The sequence below is a fragment of the Mesorhizobium sp. P3_B5 genome (genome assembly GCF_056402815.1).
The window spans coordinates 208,002-224,053 of the sequence record NZ_JBFUGR010000006.1 but is presented as its reverse complement, the minus strand read 5'-3'; the positions used below and the strand labels follow the sequence as shown (position 1 = coordinate 224,053).

The 16,052-nt window shown below is 59.6% G+C and carries 20 protein-coding genes; 8 read left to right on the top strand and 12 right to left on the bottom strand.

Translation table 11 applies throughout. From position 1 onward, the window contains the following. Positions 1-10 precede the first annotated feature (10 nt). Positions 11-808, top strand: a complete 798-nt coding sequence (locus tag AC1DVW_RS17720) for an FAD binding domain-containing protein (protein WP_477324721.1) — start codon at positions 11-13, stop codon at positions 806-808. Between the two features lie 72 nt (positions 809-880). On the opposite strand, the gene AC1DVW_RS17715 is transcribed toward AC1DVW_RS17720, so the two are convergent. From AC1DVW_RS17715 to AC1DVW_RS17705, 3 genes are all read right to left on the bottom strand, one after another. Further along, complete coding sequence (locus tag AC1DVW_RS17715) at positions 881-1,366, bottom strand: SRPBCC family protein (RefSeq protein ID WP_477247918.1); 486 nt, start codon at positions 1,364-1,366, stop codon at positions 881-883. Between the two features lie 73 nt (positions 1,367-1,439). Next, complete coding sequence (locus tag AC1DVW_RS17710) at positions 1,440-1,940, bottom strand: GNAT family N-acetyltransferase (RefSeq protein WP_477247920.1); 501 nt, start codon at positions 1,938-1,940, stop codon at positions 1,440-1,442. Next, positions 1,937-2,701 carry a copper homeostasis protein CutC gene (locus AC1DVW_RS17705; RefSeq protein ID WP_477247922.1) on the bottom strand — a complete coding sequence of 255 codons (765 nt, stop codon included), beginning with the start codon at positions 2,699-2,701 and terminating at the stop codon, positions 1,937-1,939. The genes AC1DVW_RS17710 and AC1DVW_RS17705 overlap by 4 nt, the downstream gene beginning before the upstream one ends. Positions 2,702-2,938: 237 nt before the next feature. Here AC1DVW_RS17705 and AC1DVW_RS17700 point away from each other — a divergent pair, with 237 nt between their 5' ends. Further along, positions 2,939-3,610 (top strand): YjbE family putative metal transport protein, encoded by a 672-nt coding sequence (locus AC1DVW_RS17700; RefSeq protein WP_477324719.1) that lies wholly within the window; start codon positions 2,939-2,941, stop codon positions 3,608-3,610. 8 nt (positions 3,611-3,618) lie between these two features. Here the strand turns inward: AC1DVW_RS17700 and AC1DVW_RS17695 are convergent, their stop codons facing one another. The 5 genes from AC1DVW_RS17695 to AC1DVW_RS17675 all read right to left on the bottom strand — a co-directional run bounded on the left by AC1DVW_RS17695 (position 3,619) and on the right by AC1DVW_RS17675 (position 8,508). After that, entirely contained in the window at positions 3,619-3,819 is a 201-nt protein-coding gene (locus tag AC1DVW_RS17695; protein WP_477324717.1) for an alkaline phosphatase family protein, read from the bottom strand. Beyond that, entirely contained in the window at positions 3,806-4,402 is a 597-nt protein-coding gene (locus tag AC1DVW_RS17690) for an alkaline phosphatase family protein (protein WP_477324715.1), read from the bottom strand. Before AC1DVW_RS17690 ends, AC1DVW_RS17695 begins: the two co-directional genes overlap by 14 nt. An 82-nt stretch (positions 4,403-4,484) precedes the next feature. After that, on the bottom strand, positions 4,485-4,916 hold the full coding sequence (locus tag AC1DVW_RS17685; RefSeq protein ID WP_477324713.1) for a cupin domain-containing protein: 432 nt from the start codon (positions 4,914-4,916) through the stop codon (positions 4,485-4,487). A gap of 65 nt (positions 4,917-4,981) precedes the next feature. Further along, complete coding sequence (locus AC1DVW_RS17680; protein ID WP_477324711.1) at positions 4,982-5,356, bottom strand: hypothetical protein; 375 nt, start codon at positions 5,354-5,356, stop codon at positions 4,982-4,984. Positions 5,357-7,125: 1,769 nt separating this feature from the next. Continuing rightward, the gene (locus AC1DVW_RS17675; protein ID WP_477324709.1) at positions 7,126-8,508 is read right to left on the bottom strand and encodes a polysaccharide biosynthesis/export family protein; all 1,383 of its coding nucleotides are present in this window, start codon (positions 8,506-8,508) and stop codon (positions 7,126-7,128) included. A gap of 297 nt (positions 8,509-8,805) precedes the next feature. Here AC1DVW_RS17675 and AC1DVW_RS17670 point away from each other — a divergent pair, with 297 nt between their 5' ends. Then, positions 8,806-9,051 carry a hypothetical protein gene (locus AC1DVW_RS17670; protein ID WP_477247933.1) on the top strand — a complete coding sequence of 82 codons (246 nt, stop codon included), beginning with the start codon at positions 8,806-8,808 and terminating at the stop codon, positions 9,049-9,051. 628 nt (positions 9,052-9,679) lie between these two features. Here AC1DVW_RS17670 and AC1DVW_RS17665 read toward each other — a convergent pair. After that, complete coding sequence (locus AC1DVW_RS17665; RefSeq protein WP_477324707.1) at positions 9,680-9,886, bottom strand: hypothetical protein; 207 nt, start codon at positions 9,884-9,886, stop codon at positions 9,680-9,682. A gap of 539 nt (positions 9,887-10,425) precedes the next feature. Beyond that, positions 10,426-11,274, bottom strand: a complete 849-nt coding sequence (locus tag AC1DVW_RS17660; protein ID WP_477324971.1) for an AlbA family DNA-binding domain-containing protein — start codon at positions 11,272-11,274, stop codon at positions 10,426-10,428. A 6-nt stretch (positions 11,275-11,280) separates the two neighbouring features. Between AC1DVW_RS17660 and AC1DVW_RS17655 the strand changes: the two genes are divergently transcribed. From AC1DVW_RS17655 to AC1DVW_RS17645, 3 genes are all read left to right on the top strand, one after another. Next, positions 11,281-11,535 (top strand): hypothetical protein, encoded by a 255-nt coding sequence (locus AC1DVW_RS17655; protein ID WP_477324705.1) that lies wholly within the window; start codon positions 11,281-11,283, stop codon positions 11,533-11,535. 383 nt (positions 11,536-11,918) lie between these two features. Further along, the gene (locus AC1DVW_RS17650; protein ID WP_477247937.1) at positions 11,919-12,110 is read left to right on the top strand and encodes a hypothetical protein; all 192 of its coding nucleotides are present in this window, start codon (positions 11,919-11,921) and stop codon (positions 12,108-12,110) included. Between the two features lie 769 nt (positions 12,111-12,879). Further along, positions 12,880-13,755 (top strand): DUF3800 domain-containing protein, encoded by an 876-nt coding sequence (locus AC1DVW_RS17645; RefSeq protein ID WP_477324703.1) that lies wholly within the window; start codon positions 12,880-12,882, stop codon positions 13,753-13,755. A gap of 243 nt (positions 13,756-13,998) precedes the next feature. On the opposite strand, the gene AC1DVW_RS17640 is transcribed toward AC1DVW_RS17645, so the two are convergent. Together AC1DVW_RS17640 and AC1DVW_RS17635 are read right to left on the bottom strand one after the other, a co-directional pair. Continuing rightward, on the bottom strand, positions 13,999-14,181 hold the full coding sequence (locus AC1DVW_RS17640) for a hypothetical protein (protein ID WP_477324701.1): 183 nt from the start codon (positions 14,179-14,181) through the stop codon (positions 13,999-14,001). An 8-nt stretch (positions 14,182-14,189) separates the two neighbouring features. Continuing rightward, positions 14,190-15,149 carry an IS1595 family transposase gene (locus AC1DVW_RS17635; RefSeq protein WP_477324699.1) on the bottom strand — a complete coding sequence of 320 codons (960 nt, stop codon included), beginning with the start codon at positions 15,147-15,149 and terminating at the stop codon, positions 14,190-14,192. Between the two features lie 115 nt (positions 15,150-15,264). Between AC1DVW_RS17635 and AC1DVW_RS17630 the strand changes: the two genes are divergently transcribed. Continuing rightward, complete coding sequence (locus tag AC1DVW_RS17630; protein WP_477247939.1) at positions 15,265-15,528, top strand: hypothetical protein; 264 nt, start codon at positions 15,265-15,267, stop codon at positions 15,526-15,528. A gap of 179 nt (positions 15,529-15,707) precedes the next feature. Beyond that, positions 15,708-15,968, top strand: a complete 261-nt coding sequence (locus AC1DVW_RS17625) for a hypothetical protein (protein ID WP_477247941.1) — start codon at positions 15,708-15,710, stop codon at positions 15,966-15,968. Positions 15,969-16,052: the final 84 nt, after the last annotated feature.

Genomic DNA, 16,052 nt, shown 5'->3' with positions numbered 1-16,052 from the left:
AGGAACAACCATGTATTCGGTCAACTACCACCGGGCCGCCTCGGTCACTGAAGCCGCAAAGCTGATCAAGACGGGCGATGCCAAGCTGTTGTCGGGCGGCATGACGCTGATCCCCGCCATGAAGACGCGGCTTGCCGCACCCTCCGATCTCGTCGACCTGTCGCGGATCAAGGAGCTGCAAGGCGTCAAAGTGTCGGGCAAGACCATCACCATCGGCGCCGCCACCACCCACTTCGATGTCGCCAACGACGAGAAGCTGCGCAAGGCCTGCCCGGCACTCGCTCATATGGCGTCGCTGATCGGCGATCCGGCGGTACGCCACAAGGGCACGATCGGCGGCTCGATCGCCAACAATGATCCGGCGGCCGACTATCCGGCAGCACTCTTGGCGCTGGGAGCCACCATCGTCACCAACAAGCGCGCGATCGCGGCCGACAAATTCTTCAAGGGCCTGTTCGAGACGGCGCTGAAAGAAGGCGAGATCGTCACCGCGGTGAGCTTCACCGCGCCTGCCAAGGCGGCTTACGAAAAGTTCCGCAATCCGGCATCGCGCTATGCGATCGTCGGCGTCTTCGTGGCCAAGGGCAAGGACGGGGTCAGCGTTGCCGTCACTGGCGCCGGCGATGACGGCGTCTTCCGCTCGAAGGAGATCGAGGCGGTATTGGCCAAGAACTTCGCGGCTTCGGCGCTGGAAGGCGTGAAGGTTTCGGCGAAGAATTTGATGACCGATATCCACGCCTCGGCCGAATATCGCGCCAATCTGATCGCGGTGATGGCCAAGCGCGCGGTGGCTGCGGCCAACGCCTGAGTGTTTGCGAAGGAGAATAGAAAAGGGGCCTTCGCGGCCCTTTTTCATGGAGTTGCGCAGGCATGACCGGTGCTACACGGCCTTGCCTTTGCGCCAAGCCAGATAACGGCGCAGGCCGGCTTCCCCGCGCGGCGTAGTCCACCGATGGTTCCAGGCGAAGGCGGGCCGCAGCAGCGGCGCCAGGAACTTCAGGATCGGCCTTTCGACCGTCACCTGCCAGGTCAGCTTGACATGGGTGCCCGTGCCCGACGGCGACAATTCTGCCCGCCACAACCCGTCGAAATCACCGATCGTCTTGACCCCGACGAGTTTGCCGGGATCCATTTCGACCGCCTCTACGATGAAATTCAATTCATAGGGCAGGGCGCCGCGCGCCCGGGCTTTGGCTCTTGAACCGACAACGCCCTTGCCCTTCTTGTCGAGCGGCACGACCTCTTTGTAGACATCGCCCCACCAGAGCGGCAGCAGCTCGGCGTCGGACAGCACGTCCCAAACCTCTTGCGGCGTTGCCCCCGGAATGTCCCAGCTCTCGTCGAAGCGAAAGACGTTGCTCGGCATGGTGTTTCGCCCTGGCTGGCGGAAACGCTTATTTTAGCCATAGCTTCCTTGCGTGACCAGTGCCGCCGCCGCCTCAGCCAGGGATCTGCCTGACATAGTAGCGCACCGCCTTTTTGCCGCCGTGGATGACCGCGTCGCCGACTTCGACAAAGCCGAGCGCGGCGTGAAATGCATCCGAGGCCGGATTGGGCGGTTCGGCGTTGACCTCGCAAGTGACGATGGTGTGGCCCGCGCGGGCGGCCTCCACGAACAGTTCGCCATACAGAAGGCGGGCATGGCCGCGGCCCCGCGCCGCACCGGCGACGACGACGCGGTCGACATAGACGAAGCGCTGGTAGCGCTCACGGAACCAGAGGAAGTTCGGACTGTCGTAGTTTGCATCCTGGTCGAAGGTCATGATGAAGGCTTCGAGCGCCCCGATGCGGCGGGCGTAAAATGCCTCGCCGAGCAGGAAGGACAGCCGCTCCGGCTCCAGCCACGACAGTTCGGCCGCATGCTCGTTGTTGAGCGCGAGGATTGCCGGTTCGTCTTCTGCCGAGACGCGGCTGATGACCGGAACGGCGGCGGCTGTCATGCCCTCACCGCCGCGATCGTCGCTGCCACCAGCGCCTGGTCGGTGACCGTGGTGCGGTATTCGCGGTCGAGGTCGGTGCCACCCATGCCGACTTGCGGGTTGCGGTAGGCCATCGCGCTCGGCACGTCCGAGAGTGCGGCGAAATGCATCTCCGTCAGCCCGGTTTTTTCCAGCACCTTGGCGATGTTTTCGGGGTCAAGCGCACCGCAGCCGAGGATGATGATGCGGTCGCCGGCCTGGCGGACCAGATCCGCCAGCAGCGCAGCCCCTTCCAGTGCGGTGTCGCGCTGGCCGCTGGTCAGCACGCGGCCCACCTTGCAGCGGACCAGCGCTTCAAGCGCCTCGGCCGGGTCGCGCGTCATGTCGAAGGCGCGGTGGCAAGTAACGTTCAGGGGGCCGGCCGCACGCACCAGTTCGCTCATGCGCTCCTCGTCGATGCTGCCGTCGGCGTTCAGGCAGCCGACGACGACGCCGGCCACGCCGAGGTCTCTGAGCGCACTGACATCGGCGAGCATCGAACGATATTCCGCCTCGCCATAGAGAAAATCGCCGCCGCGTGGCCGCACGATGACATGGAAGGGGATGGTCGCGCGCTCAAGTGCTGCGCGCACCGTGCCGAGGCTCGGCGTGATGCCGCCTTCGACCAGGCTGGCGCAGAGTTCGACCCGATCGGCGCCGGCGGCTTGCGCGGCCAGCAGGCCATCGATGCCTTCGACGCAGATTTCGATCAGCGGCAAGCGAGCGTTGTTGTCGGGGGTCAAAGGGGCCAATCCATTGCTGATTCCAGTCGCCCAAGCGGTAGCATCGGGCCGATAGCTGCGAAAGCCGGATAGTAGGCTGGACCTACGCCGAGGCCGGCCCTGTCTTTGACACCGGCGCCATCAGCACCAGATGGTAGGGAGCATCTTTTCGCCATTGTAGGCTTTGAACGACTCACTCAAACCCTAGTGGTCAATCGCTCGTCTGGTCAGTCCGCCCGCTTCCACGGAGCTTGTTGAATGCCCTTCCAGATCGACCCGGCGACGATCGAGGCCTATCTGGAAGTCATCACCATCAATCTCGTTCTGTCGGGCGATAATGTCGTGGTGATCGGCATGGCGGCCGCCGGCCTGGCGAAGGAGCTGCGCCAGAAGGCGATCATATCAGGCATTGCCGCGGCGGCGGTGATCCGCATCGTTTTTGCCGTGGTGGCTGTGGAGCTGCTGGAAATCTCTGGGATCATGCTTGTCGGTGGCCTGCTGCTGTTCTGGGTGTGCTGGAACATGTTCGGCGAATTGCGCTCCGCCGGGGACAGCGACGACGGCGCCGCTCCTGCGGCAGCGGCAGGGCGGCCGGCCAAGGCGTTGCGGACGGCAATCATCCAGATCATCGTCGCCGACGTTTCGATGTCGCTGGACAATGTGCTCGCCGTGGCGGGCGCGGCCAGCGACGACATGGATGCGCTGATCTTTGGCCTCATCCTATCGGTGGTCCTGATGGCGGTTGCCTCGACGCTGGTGGCGGCGCTGCTGGCCAGATACCGCTGGATCGGCTGGCTTGGTCTGGCGGTCATCGTCTACGTCGCCGGCAGCATGGTGCTGGATGGCGTCAGGCAATTGGCAGCGGTCGACTACCACGCGCTCGTTTTGCAAACCTCGGACCGCCAAGTCGTTGCGCAAACGCCCGCTTGACGCCCGACCTAGCGCCGCCGCCAAACGCTGCCGATCACCTGTCTGGCTGCGCTGGTGCCAAGCGGAGCTATGGCTTCGATGTATTCTATGGTTCGCAATACCGTATAGTGGTCGATCTTCTCGGAGTAGCGCCCCGGTTCAATTCCAGACCCATACAATACAGTAAATATGCGGTTTCTGGTGCTGTAATCATCCTCATCGAACGTCACTATCAACAGGCTGTTGTTTGCCCTTGACCAATTGGCGGCCGCCAAGGTGGCTTTTCAGCCAGACATCCGCATCGCCTATCGTGCCGTCATGCATGTCATTTGCGAGATTGGGAATCACGAAACTGACCGACGGCAGTCTGGTGTAGTCGCGGGGAAAATCGGTCAAAGGTCTGCCAAAACCCTTTGCGTCCGCAAACGATTCCCAAGGATTGTGTTTGCGCGGGGATCCGGCTTCGGCATAGCCGGCAAATGTCTTCCCGTGGGCATGAAGACGGGCGGCAAGGTTCGGCGCTGCGAAGCTATGCAAGCCATCGTCGTGGACGCCTTGTGTCGAGCCGCTAAAGAGCGCGAAATAATTGGGCTGGCTGGGATGGGCAACCCCATAGGAATTGTCAAACAGGGCGCCTCCCTTTGCCTGCTTTCTCAAATAGGCGGCTTCCTTTGTCTGGAAAATTTGATCAAAGGAATGGTTCTCCATGATGACGACAACGATGTGGTCGTATTTTGGAGGCCTCTTCGATGATGCAACCGCCATACCTCCTGACAGCGCGATGCTGCTCGCAAGAAGGACGACGGCGGACAAGAGTCGAAGCGTCCTGTAGCCACTTTGCCTACGCACGGAATTTCCCTTCCCACGATTCCGGTCTGCAAGATGCTACCGAAAACTACTGGCGCAACACCGTGTTCTTGGCGCCTGCTTCGACCTGATCAATCACCAGTAGCTTGACCGGGCCGGTGCCGATATTGGTGGCCTGATGCCACTGTCCGATCATCTCGACGATGAAATCGCCGGTCTGATAGGTGTTGCTCTTGCCGCTCTCGATACCCGTGACTTTCAGTGTGCCGGCCAGGACATAGGCATAGCGGGCAAACGTATGCTTGTGCACCGGCAAGGTCGCACCCGGCGCGATGTCAAAGGTGGACACCAGAACCTGGACGTTTTTCTGCGGCAAGGTGATCGGCTGGCCGGAGGCCGTTTCCTTGCGCGAGGCAAGCGGGGTCACCACCACAGGCGTGCCGCTGGCATCGAGCGCCCAAGCGGGGTTTGCAGATAGCGCGGCTGCGAACAGCAGCGACAATGCCATGATCTTTCGCATCGTTCCTCCCAAGTTTTGCTTCACCATCGCGTAGCCAGGATGCGCGCGCAAGCTGCGCCAAAGCATCATCCGCCCGCACCATCATCCATCATCGTATTGGTAAGCGCCTGATAGAGGCTGCTGCATGTTTGAGAGCGGGGACAGTTTTTCACGATGAGGATCGGCACGGCAGTCAATGCAGCAGCGATCAGGACTTGCAGCAAGAGAGGGACGGGCGCGAAGCGCTTGCCGAACAGGCCCCGGCAAAAGAAATAGAGACTTTGCGCCACGCATGCCCAGGCGAGAATGCGCAGCAGTTCGCTGGTCGCCTTCGCGTATGGCGTTATGTAGCCGTCGGGAAAGCCCAACATGCCAAGGTCGACAAGGCACCGCAGACCGAGCAGGCAAGACAGGCCCGCCCACAACAGGATGGCCGCGCGGATGACGAAAGTTTTCTGCATTCAACGCTCATAACCGTGGATGCCGCCGCCCGCCAAGCACTGCCGGGCGAGGCAAAGGCAATTTATCACTTGGTCGACCAAGCTTGCCTCGATGCGCGAGGCCGCTGGAAACGCGTGCAGCACGACGCCGGCACCGCGCGAAGGGCATGAAGCGGACGTAATGGGTCAAGCCGCGCCTCGGGGCTGGACCTTCAATCGATGATCGACGCGAAGATGTGTCCTGTCCCATTTCGGGAGAGAATTGCCGGCATCCATCTTGCACCGCAAGCTTCGCCGGTTGATCCCGGCCCTGATCGCTACTGCGATCAGGTGTAGGCTCGCCGGGCTTGAGGTGGTTGGGGTCTTCGCCCGGCGAGTTCTACTGCATTGAGCCGGTGCCATTGACGGCAAGCAAAGCAGCAGCGGCCCGACAGTAAGTTGGGGTGCATTCGACTGACCGTCGGGCCTGACCGGCTCGGGCGGGCGAGCCAGCTAAAGCAGACCCTAATATTAGCAACCCTGCAGCATAACCCTGTTCGAACGTTTTCCCCCGCTAATGGCTGTCCCGGTGGCCATCATCCATCTTTGCCATGCGCGCGCCTGGACGCAGCTTTCATCCGATGGAACGGGACGGGGACGGTACCCCCTACGCCTGCGACCACCGATTGGCTTAATTGCGTGGTTGCTAATATGCCGGTAAATTTGCGGTGCGGGAGGAACCCATAAGCCCACCGCAGTGGCCGGTGCGATGTTCGTCCCCGAAGGCTGCAAGCCGCACCGGCCATTCCCCTACGGAGGTGCCGCGCCTGTCTTTTGCAATACCGTCCAGAGCCATCCTGATGTCTGGACGGTCGATGCCGCCGCTGCAAAGAGTGATCAGGCAACGGGCCAGATGCTCGCGCGCGGCCGGCCTGCTCGCAACAGTCGTCTGGAATTCGGGTGAGTGTTGCCAGCTGTGTTTCTTCAGCCGTGCTGCGGAAAAGCGCAACCACGCGGCCTGCCAGCGCGAAGAAGACGGCGACGGAGGATGGCGCCTGGGCGAGATCAAACGTGCTGAGGATGCACACGCCAGATTCATCAAACCTATTTCACCGCGACGACCGTGCCCGCCGCATCGAGGCGACATCCGACCCGTGCCTGCCGAACCTCGATGCCGCCTTGCCTTGCATAGTCTATGCGCACCTCAATCGGTGCGGTGAGGGCGCCGCGACGATGTCGGCGCAGGGACCCTGCGCTGGCTACGTGCACACGCAAGGCACCAAGTGGCGTCGCAGCCGACATGATCGCCTGGCGGCAGACGCGAACCACGGCAGGCGGGGTGCCAGGTATCCCCGTTAACGGCACCTGAAGCCGTAGCATGGGATAACCTGTGGTGCCCAGGCCGAACATGTCGCGACCACCTTTGGAAGGCCTGAGGCTGCGTGGCAGGACGATTGCGTGTGGCGCGCCCTTGGTCACGACCAAGGCGGCCGTCTTCTTGCTGGCACCGACACTGGCTGGCCCCGTGGTACCCCCCAACGCAGTGCTCACTCCACCACTTGTCGTACCGCCGAGGTTGGTGCTGGCTCCAACGTTGGCGCCAAGCGATCCCGTGCCGACCGACCCTCCAACGTTTGCCCCCCCGATTCCGTCGACGCTCGCGCCAACGCCGACGGAGGCGCCGTTCGAGCCAACGCCCAGACCGGCGCTGACCCCGACACCACCGACGTTGCCTCCAACACCTAGGTCAAGAGCAGAAGCAGGCCCGATCGCAACTGCGATCGTCAATGCGCAAGCCAGATACTTGCGCATCACCATATTCCTTGTGCTGGGCGCAATGGCGCCCGCGTCGGGAGCAATGTGGCGGGCAGCGTAATCGTCGTCAGCCGAACGGGTTGCGATGACTTGCGGACCGCCACTTTGCGGATTTCTCGCCCCTGAGGTTCATGGGTTGATCGAGCCTGCTTCCTTGCGAGTGCAACGGTACCTGCGCGATCACTGGCGCGTGCTTTGGGAGCGGGCTCGGTGGTCTGAGCGCGAGGCGCATCGCGAGCTTTCAGCATGTCGATGTCGTTGCGCGCCGCAGTGAGGTCGCGGGCCAGGCCAACGGCCCTTTCGCGCTGTTGCTCCAAAGCAGCAGAAAGCCGGTCGACTTCCTCCTTTGCCGCGTCACGATCCTGGCTGGCAGCATTGAGATCGAGCGCGAGAGCATCTGCTCTCCCGCGTTCCAATACGAGCGCTTCGCCGGCTCGCTTTGCAGCGGCCTCGGCAACCTCGCGGCGCTGAATGCTGTCGAGTTGTGCAGCCGCAGCCAGTTTTCCGCTTACCTCCAGAGCATCGAGAGATTGGTGCGCCGCGGCAAGATCGCGTTCGAAGCGCTCAACTTTCTGCCGCTCCTCGTCAAGCGCGCGCCTCGCTCCAGACAGCGAAACCTCCGCAGCTTGGTGCGCTCCGAGTGCGGCGGCCTTTTCGCGGATAGCGAGAACGGCTTTGGCCTGCAAGCTTTCGACTTTGCGCTGCGCCATCGCCAGATCCCGCGCGAGCAGTTCGGCTCTTTGCTTCTGCTCTTCAAGGGATCGTCCCTGAAGAGCCGTTGCGTCTACAACAGCACGCGCCCGTACGCCTGCGTCGGCTGTGACGCGTCGCATCGTATCGAGTTCTTCGCGCGCTGTGCGAGAACCGTTGATGTCTGGTAGCGCCGCCAGCGGGAGCCCCTCGACTTTGGCGCGGCCCGAAGACGCTGCCGATTGCCTGCGCTGGACGGTCGTAACCGGACGCACGTCGAACCCGCTTCTGGCCTGCAGGCGATCGGTAATCAGCTTTGCCAATTCACTCTCACGCAGACCTGCGGCGGGAACTTGTCCAATGGCCGGAAGATCCAGCTTCCCGGCTGTATCGATCGTAAAAGCACGGTTAAGCTCCGCGCCCTCCGTAACGCCGCCGCGCAAGGCATCCCACCCCGAGACATTTACCTCGACAGTGTCTTGAGGGACGAGCTTGTCGTCAGTCTCCGACTGACCTCTTGCTGAAACAGCAAATAACAGGATGAGGCAGAACGGGATGAGGCTTATCGTGGCGCAGTGTGACCTCTCGCGGGCGCCATGAAACAAGGCTGCCACGGTTGAGAATTGTCGGTTGCCGCGGGGGAATGCAGGGCTGCGGCAATCCGCCTTCGGCCTCTGGGCACGATCCATGACTGGACCTCCACGACTCACCTGGCCACGCGCGATCCTTGCTTCGATCGGAGGCGCAAAACTCGTGCGCACCGCGTTGCCGGATTCCGCAACCACGGCGTGAGCCTAACAAAGTTGACCAGCAGTGGTGAGTACCAAATAGAGCTAAGCAGTATCACCAAATTGAGTTAATCGGTCGCTCAGTTCACTTGCAACTCTTTGGCGCGCCCGGCCTCACGGGTATGGCAGGTTTTCGGCGTGGCAAGTCTCACAACAGCCACAGCAGATACCATGATATCCTCACCAAAGGAGGAAACGATGGTTTCGGTTATTGCAAGTCAGCATCGGCAGATACCGGAAACTCAACTGAAAGCGGTGAAGCCAGAAACAGGCGAAGGATTTGCGCCAGGCAAGAGCGCCGACAGCGTTGGACATCGCGCCAAGGCAATGGTTGCCGAAACGGGCGACACGAGTTCTAGCGCTCAAGGAGCCGCCGCATCGAAGATCGCCAGAATGGACATCACAGTGTTGACGCCACCGCCCGAAGAAACACCTGCGGAGTAAAGCTAGGCCAGACGCGACCCAGAGGCGGCTGCCTTCATGGTGGTGGCTATGCATTGTCTCATTGCACCGGCAGAAATTCGGGCGCGCCTAGGACTAACTCGCCGACCTTGCGTCGCATGTCCTTGGCAAAAACACTATATCGCACTCGCAACAACGCGCGAGCGATAGGCAAGCGGCCAACAGGGCCGGTGAATTAAGCCGCTACTTCCATGCGATCCATGGAACGTCTGTGGCTCGGCGCCCTCCTTTGACACTGAACAAACAAGAGGGGCGCCGAGCCTTTACCGACGGCGCTTTGAGGGAAGCGCGCCGAGTAGTGAGTGTACCGCTCTCGCTAGAGTTGTGGGAATACAGCCTTTTGGACGATGGTCCGCAGCGAGCGCTGGTGAAGACGGCCGGCGCCGCAAGGGCGCTTGTTGGGGTGCCTTAGGTGGGGGGCGCCGGCCAGGGCGGAAATGGGGTCCGCCGCCAAGATAGGCTAACAGACGGGCCGCAGTTGCATATGGTGTGATCGCGGAAGTAAGGGCATGGCCGGCGAGTATGTCGCGCTGCCTGTAGCGCCAGACGGCACCGGCAAGCATCGGGGCGGCGATGTAGAGAGGTACCAAATGCAAGGGCCGCTGGAGGCTTATTGGACAGTAGGTTTGGGTATGAACTTGGTCGATTGTAAATCGTGGCCCAACTTTGTTGCCTGACTGGGCCTAAGTATAATCGGAACAACATCACCTTCGGTCGGGAACAGGAGTAGGGCGACACCGCCAACTGCTTCACTCATCGCTACCTCCCACTTGTCGATGGCGATTGCCGGTTTCTCGATATTGATCTTGCTTGCCATTGATTGCCCCTTGCCCAAGAGGCAGCATCGCGCAACCTGTGCGCGAACGCAAGCTTCGCCTCCCGCAAGGGAGAGCTTCCGGTAACGGCCCCCTTACGTCAGGTAAGGCGCAGATTAAGGAGATCACACCGAAACCGAAGAACCGCTAGGGTTTCCTTTGTTTCGTAAATTAACCTTGATCAAATGAGGTAGTGATCTCTCGCTGGCCATTACTTGCGTGACTGCTAAAATAATGAAACGCTCCGCCCATGTTGGGAATGGGGCGATGGAAGAAAGCCCGGGTAGATTTAGTTGCATTCTTGAACCGACTGGCGGTTGGATGGTTTGGGATGACGTCACTAGCGAGCCCGCAAGCTTGGGCGGGAAAATACTTATGGGCTGCACACGGGAGCGCGCCGAGTCTGCTCGTGACGTACTAGAGCGGATTTACAAAAACGGGCTGCACGCTCGACCGGCTGGCCACTCCCGCTATTGACGGCGGCTTCGGCTTCCGGGCCTTTCTTTATCCAGCGACGGCCAGACCAATGCCGACACCGATCTTACAGGCTGTCCCATCGGACTTGGCGAAACTCTTCTGGACCGAAGACGATTTCACCAACCTTCTTTCTCATATCCTTTGCAAACACCGCGTAGCGAAAACGCAAAGAAGCGCGGTTGACGGCGAGACCTCCAATGAGTTCCGTGGATTTCGTTTCGCTATCGAACACGAAATGGATCTCAAGCCTTTCGGTAAGGCGGGTCTGACCCGGATGAATAACGAATTCCGAATTTCCATATGACATCTGGCCTTCCGGCATTCGCTCTCGATGGACTCCCAAGACATGGTTCGGCCACTCAAGGTGAAAATTCGTGCGGATTTGCAACTCTAGGAATGGGACAAAAGCTGTGGCCTCGCCGACATTGTCCACCCAAAATTCCAAATGAAATTGGGCCTGCCACCCTGACGTTGAAAAGCGTCGCCATCTCGGTTTCACTTCGAGTTCTGGCACTGAAGCCCGCTTGAAAGCATCTTCTATATCGACATGCTCCATCACGTAGGAGGCGCCGCCGGAACGCTTGAAATACTGTTTCTGGTCGGCGGCTTCGCTGCGCTGCGGTCGTCTATCGGAACGGGGCACATCTATAACTAGATAGCCCACGCTTTGGCTTTGGGTGGACGCAAATCCATCGATCCGGATGCCGTCATTTTTGGGCTGCAGCAAATCGCCAACAGCGGAACTGACAGCGCTCAGCGCAGATTTCCAATTAGGCAAAGGGTCAAGGGCGCTCGCACAGTCGACTCCATCGTCGTTCCTTCGGCAGTCAACTCCAATCACCAAAACGCCGCCGGCCGAGTTGCTGAAGGCGGACAGTGCTTTTGCAAGCGCAACCCGACCGTCCTTGGTCAGTTGCCCTTGAGCATTGAAGACGGCACCCTGTTTGCCGACTGCGGGTGCCTTGAAATCGAGGGTCAGACCTTCCTGCGTTTAGAGCTGGATAGCCTGCTGCAAGAATGCCTCCTTGCCAGAAATGATATCGTCGAACTCCATCCCATTCCCCGAGGAAAGAACGCTTCTAACCCGCGCGAGAGTCCAGATGTCGTCGAGCGCGGGGAGCAAGAGGCACGGAATTTGCGACTGCATCATCGTATAGGGAGAGGAGCCAAATGATGCCTCAAGGTGGAACGACAGCGCGAAAAGTGGCAACACGGTACGTGCCAGAATGGCGCTTCAACAAGAGAACGTTTGAGCTTCCGTACCTCATGAAGCTCGGCAACATTGGCCGCCAGGAAGCGCTCGCTTTGATCGCTAGGCATAGGGGGGACAGAGACAAAATCACTGCCGAGCTGTTTTCGCAGAGAGGTCGATCACAATAGCTTTCGCTTCGGCGCTGTAGGGGACAGCGGCTGGCGGAAACGCGCGGCCTTGTGACCTCTATGTGGGCTTGTTCACATCCTGCTTCCCGGATCTGCCGGTATGTCTTTTTTAATTGAAGGCCTACCCGCGCCGGTCAAAAATCGGCGTTTCCCATTGCTTCTAAGGGAGCGGCTGCGATGGATGACGTGACGCTGAACGGCAAGGTGCATCCTTGTGTGGAAGTGGTAGAGGCCTGCGGCGAGTGGTTCGTCCGCGTGGTTGAGGAAGACCAAGAAGTAACCCGATGGTTCGAGATTGAATCTTTCGCTCTGGTCTTCGCGGAAGGCCAGCGGCGACGTCTAGGGCTTGATCGGTTCGCACGAATTTGAGCCGTTTTGCTACGGCCACGCCGCAAGCGCAGGAACCGCGACTGGAAGCCGACTTTCGAAAGCACTTATGGCGGGCGGCCCAGCGGCTTGGTTGCGAGGGGGACTGGCAGCGGAAGGCCGCTGGGCCTGACCGGCAGCGGCCTTGAGGATGGGCGCGCGTCCGGCTGGCTAATATATATACCTTTGCTAATATGATTGGGGCTTATCAGTCTGAACGATGGAAGCAGCAAAAGGTGGAGCACGCGCGTCCACTGGCGGGCGCCAGGACGCGCGGGACGCTTCGGCGGCGTAGGAGAGCGGCCGGCGGGAACGCGTGCTGGCGAGTCTCTGTTGCGTGCTGTTGCCCTACATTGTGATCGAGACATATGACAGCAGGTAAAGGATCGCCACGGCCGCCGTAGCGAGCACGACCAATACGCCAAAGCTGCTCATGCTTTCTCACCTCCGCTTCAAGTACAAGGCGCCGCTTGCCGCGGCCGGCGTCCTCTCCTTGGGGGCAGAATTGCCTGAACAGACGCCGACCTGGCGGTCCCTTGATTTGGGGCTCGCCGCATATACAAATCCGCTAATCTACCTCGAAAGGACATGGTGTGATCGCGTAAGGTCTTGCCAAAGCAGGAAGCGCCTGGGAATATAATCCGCATGTTGTACTTCGCGTACCCAGCGAGTACGATCAGCGGAAGGCGGGTGAGTCGTGACTCCCCGTCCCTCTGGCGATCAGTTTCAACGGCTTGTTGAGATACTGCTCCCGAGCGGAGGCGGTATCGTTATGATGTTCGAAGGATACTTCGATGAAAGCGGTGACTTTGATGATCATCCCGGCATCTTCTGCGTTGCCGGGTACTTCATCACTGCCGACGATGCGAAGATCATGGACGAAAAATGGGGTGCGGCCCTCAACAAGTATGGCGTTCCATACTTTCATATGGTCGATTGCGCTCATGGCAATCCGCCGTTCAAAGACGTCTCTATTGACGACCGGATTGAACTGGTTAAGGAGCTTATAGCTCTGATCAAGCAATATACACAAAGCGGCTTTGCGCTTTTGGCTGAGGCCGCCAGCTATGATCCTCCCCCAAATGATGCGCCCAATATATATACCTACTGTGCGGACGGATGTGTTAGCGCGCTACGTATGTTCTTGGAGCAAAACCGAATAGAGTCGAGCGTTGCCTATATTTTCGAGGCAGGCCATAAAAATAGACATAGCGCATACAATCACATTGCTCGCAAGCTGAAGCGCGAGACCGACTCACTGACATTCGCGGCCAAAGCGCAGGTGCGTCTACTCCAAGCAGCCGACCTTCTTGCGTGGCAATCCTGCAAATACGCAAAGGATTACTCATTTGCCAGGATGCGTGGCGACAGTCCTAAGCGCCGCCCCCGAAAAGACTTCGTCAGTTTAATGGAGCACGACCACACGTTTATGTACATGGGACCATCAAAGGCTATGGGGATTGAATTATGGCCGATGGAAAAGAGATCGCTAGTTACAGCGCAAATAGTCGTTGGCGATGATGGCCCTGTGCCTTACTGGCGCGAGGACGCGGACCCGACTCCGATATTCCCAGTAGATGAAACCTTTGGCTGGAGAATGGGCGGCGGGCGTATGGCGTACGTCGGTTTCAGCGGTTTCAAGCAATAGAAATTCGCCCTAGCGTTTGACGAACCACGACTGTTTGAGGCTGCTAGCGCTTTTCTAAAGGCGACGGCGCTTTTCAAGGAAAGCAATTTGCTCCCAATGGTTTATCCGGACAGTCTCAGTGTCGAGGAAGTGCAAGGCGATAAAATACTACGTGTCAACTTCGCGGACGGTGCCTCGATAGGGATTGATCTCTCACAAGAAACCATCGATCGGTTGAAAGAACTCATCGCGAAAGCGTAGCGTTTATTTCGCTTGTTTCACGGTCACTATTTTGCCGATTGCCCGTTCGAATGCCTCGCCACTTTCATCGGCTTCAAGCTCCCGAGCGGCTTCCTTAAACCGCTCGGATTGCTCTTTCTGACTAAGCTTTCCGGTCTTTTTTCCGGGCGGCTTTGGGGCGGTATTTGGATGGTCGCCAGACGCCATAGGGTGCCTCACCTTGCACTAGTCGTTTCATAGGTCAGGCGCTTGCCGACGACACCATCAAGGATGCGAGCGGCGCGCGCTTCGTCGTTCACGCCAAGGGCTACGCGCGAATTATGGCGGAAGTCGAATTCAGCGAGGTAGCGGTGAAGGTGCTTCTCGGCACAATGCTGATAGGTGCCGCGCATGCCACGCTTGAACACGCTGAAATAGCTTTCGATGTTGTTCGAATGGATAACGGCATCGCCTTCGTAGCGAACGTATTCGCCGCCAGTGTGCTTGGTGGTCTCATGGCCGGCGAAATGGTCCTTCATGCCGCCGTAGAGCTTGCTCTCGTCGGTGTAGAGGATGCTCTCGCGGTGAACGTTTTCAGTGACCAGCGCCGCGACATTGACCTTGGTTGCCTGCACAACATGGAAGGTGCGAACCGAACCGCCGCGCTCGACAAGGCCAACGATAGCGCGCTTGTTCGACGGGCCGGTGCGCCCGCTCTTGGTGAAGGGGCGACCGCTGGTGGTCACAGTGCGCTTCTCTTTGGTCGGGCCGTAATAGGTCTCGTCCGCTTCCACGATCATGCCGTTGCCACCAAGCGGGCCAAGCTTGCCGTCACGCATTGCCTCACGGATGCGGTGCGAGATGAACCAAGCGGTTTTCAGGGTCACACCAAGGGTGCGGTGAAGCTGGTTGCTCGAAATGCCCTTCTTGGACGAAGCGATAAGGAAGATCGCCTGTAGCCAATGGTTGAGCTTGACGTGGCTGGCCTCAAAGATGGTGCCGATCTTCACGGTAAAGGGCTTGCGGCACTGGTAGCACTTGTAGGTGCCAATGCGGGTGCTTTTGCCTTCCATCTTCGAGATGCGCTCGACGCCGCCGCAATGCGGGCAAGTAGGGCCATTCGGCCAAATCCTGGCCTCTACAAACTTGTAGGCGGCGGCTTCGTCGTGAAAGTGGCGGTCTGAAAGCACGGACATCGGTCTAACTCCTTATGGAATCAACCTATTCCGATCATGTGGGTACGTCAAGTATAATATTAGGAATATAATCCTTCGTTGCGGCGAGCCCCTTCAACGGAGATCGCCATTCCCCATGATCATGAAATATCCATTTGTCGAGGACACGCTCGGCAAGAAGCTCAAGGCCGGAACGGGTCTCTCGGTCGACTGCATGACCTGCCATCGAAGTGTGAAGCTCGACGTCAAAGCGCTCGTCGACCGCCTCGGCGAAGATCACGGCTGCATGTACTGGGATCTGATCAAGGTGCTATTTTGTCAGCCATGCCGGGAAGCCGGCCGCGGCGATCGGAACCTCGCCTTCACCAACCATGCCGTGACGCCGGACCAGCGGCGCTAAGCGAATGGGCCCCGGCGCCAGGGTTGAATGCGCCGGGGCCATTTCACCAAGTCCGCCGCAACTTTAGCGATATCTGATTCTTGACCTAACGTCAGGAACTTGACGAAGCCGCGCGGTCAGCAAGCCGCCTCCGGCTGCTCGGCTTGGTTGACTGACCGACTCGGCGCTATATCGGCGGCATGGGCAAGGGCTGGACGTTTCAACGGTTGATAGACGAGAAGATGACGGTGACGGCGCACTGTCATCACGCGCCATGCAACCATAGCCAGAAGCTCGACCTGCTGAATCTCCGCGACCGCTTCGGTCCAGAGGCGCCGGCAATGGCGGATGACCTCATTCCCAGGCTGAAATACGCCAAGTGTGGAAGCAAGAAAGTCGGGCCGATCTACACGCCTGATTCGCGGCCGAACGCATACGGCAGGGCAAAGGACGGTCCGTGACCGGGATCACGGAACCTAACGGCTGGTTCCGCTTTAATGGCCCCATGAGCACTCGCGGAACCATGACGCGGGCGTGGCGGTAGG

Bases quoted from the DNA above. Each gene is read 5' to 3' on its own strand.
- AC1DVW_RS17635 (WP_477324699.1), bottom strand. From the start codon at position 15,149: ATGTCCGTGCTTTCAGACCGCCACTTTCACGACGAAGCCGCCGCCTAC.
- AC1DVW_RS17710 (WP_477247920.1), bottom strand. From the start codon at position 1,940: ATGACAGCCGCCGCCGTTCCGGTCATCAGCCGCGTCTCGGCAGAAGAC.
- AC1DVW_RS17665 (WP_477324707.1), bottom strand. From the start codon at position 9,886: ATGGCAAGCAAGATCAATATCGAGAAACCGGCAATCGCCATCGACAAG.
- AC1DVW_RS17625 (WP_477247941.1), top strand. From the start codon at position 15,708: ATGGGCAAGGGCTGGACGTTTCAACGGTTGATAGACGAGAAGATGACG.
- AC1DVW_RS17650 (WP_477247937.1), top strand. From the start codon at position 11,919: ATGGATGACGTGACGCTGAACGGCAAGGTGCATCCTTGTGTGGAAGTG.
- AC1DVW_RS17640 (WP_477324701.1), bottom strand. From the start codon at position 14,181: ATGGCGTCTGGCGACCATCCAAATACCGCCCCAAAGCCGCCCGGAAAA.
- AC1DVW_RS17685 (WP_477324713.1), bottom strand. From the start codon at position 4,916: ATGCGAAAGATCATGGCATTGTCGCTGCTGTTCGCAGCCGCGCTATCT.
- AC1DVW_RS17715 (WP_477247918.1), bottom strand. From the start codon at position 1,366: ATGCCGAGCAACGTCTTTCGCTTCGACGAGAGCTGGGACATTCCGGGG.
- AC1DVW_RS17675 (WP_477324709.1), bottom strand. From the start codon at position 8,508: ATGGATCGTGCCCAGAGGCCGAAGGCGGATTGCCGCAGCCCTGCATTC.
- AC1DVW_RS17670 (WP_477247933.1), top strand. From the start codon at position 8,806: ATGGTTTCGGTTATTGCAAGTCAGCATCGGCAGATACCGGAAACTCAA.
- AC1DVW_RS17720 (WP_477324721.1), top strand. From the start codon at position 11: ATGTATTCGGTCAACTACCACCGGGCCGCCTCGGTCACTGAAGCCGCA.
- AC1DVW_RS17630 (WP_477247939.1), top strand. From the start codon at position 15,265: ATGATCATGAAATATCCATTTGTCGAGGACACGCTCGGCAAGAAGCTC.
- AC1DVW_RS17645 (WP_477324703.1), top strand. From the start codon at position 12,880: ATGATGTTCGAAGGATACTTCGATGAAAGCGGTGACTTTGATGATCAT.
- AC1DVW_RS17680 (WP_477324711.1), bottom strand. From the start codon at position 5,356: ATGCAGAAAACTTTCGTCATCCGCGCGGCCATCCTGTTGTGGGCGGGC.
- AC1DVW_RS17700 (WP_477324719.1), top strand. From the start codon at position 2,939: ATGCCCTTCCAGATCGACCCGGCGACGATCGAGGCCTATCTGGAAGTC.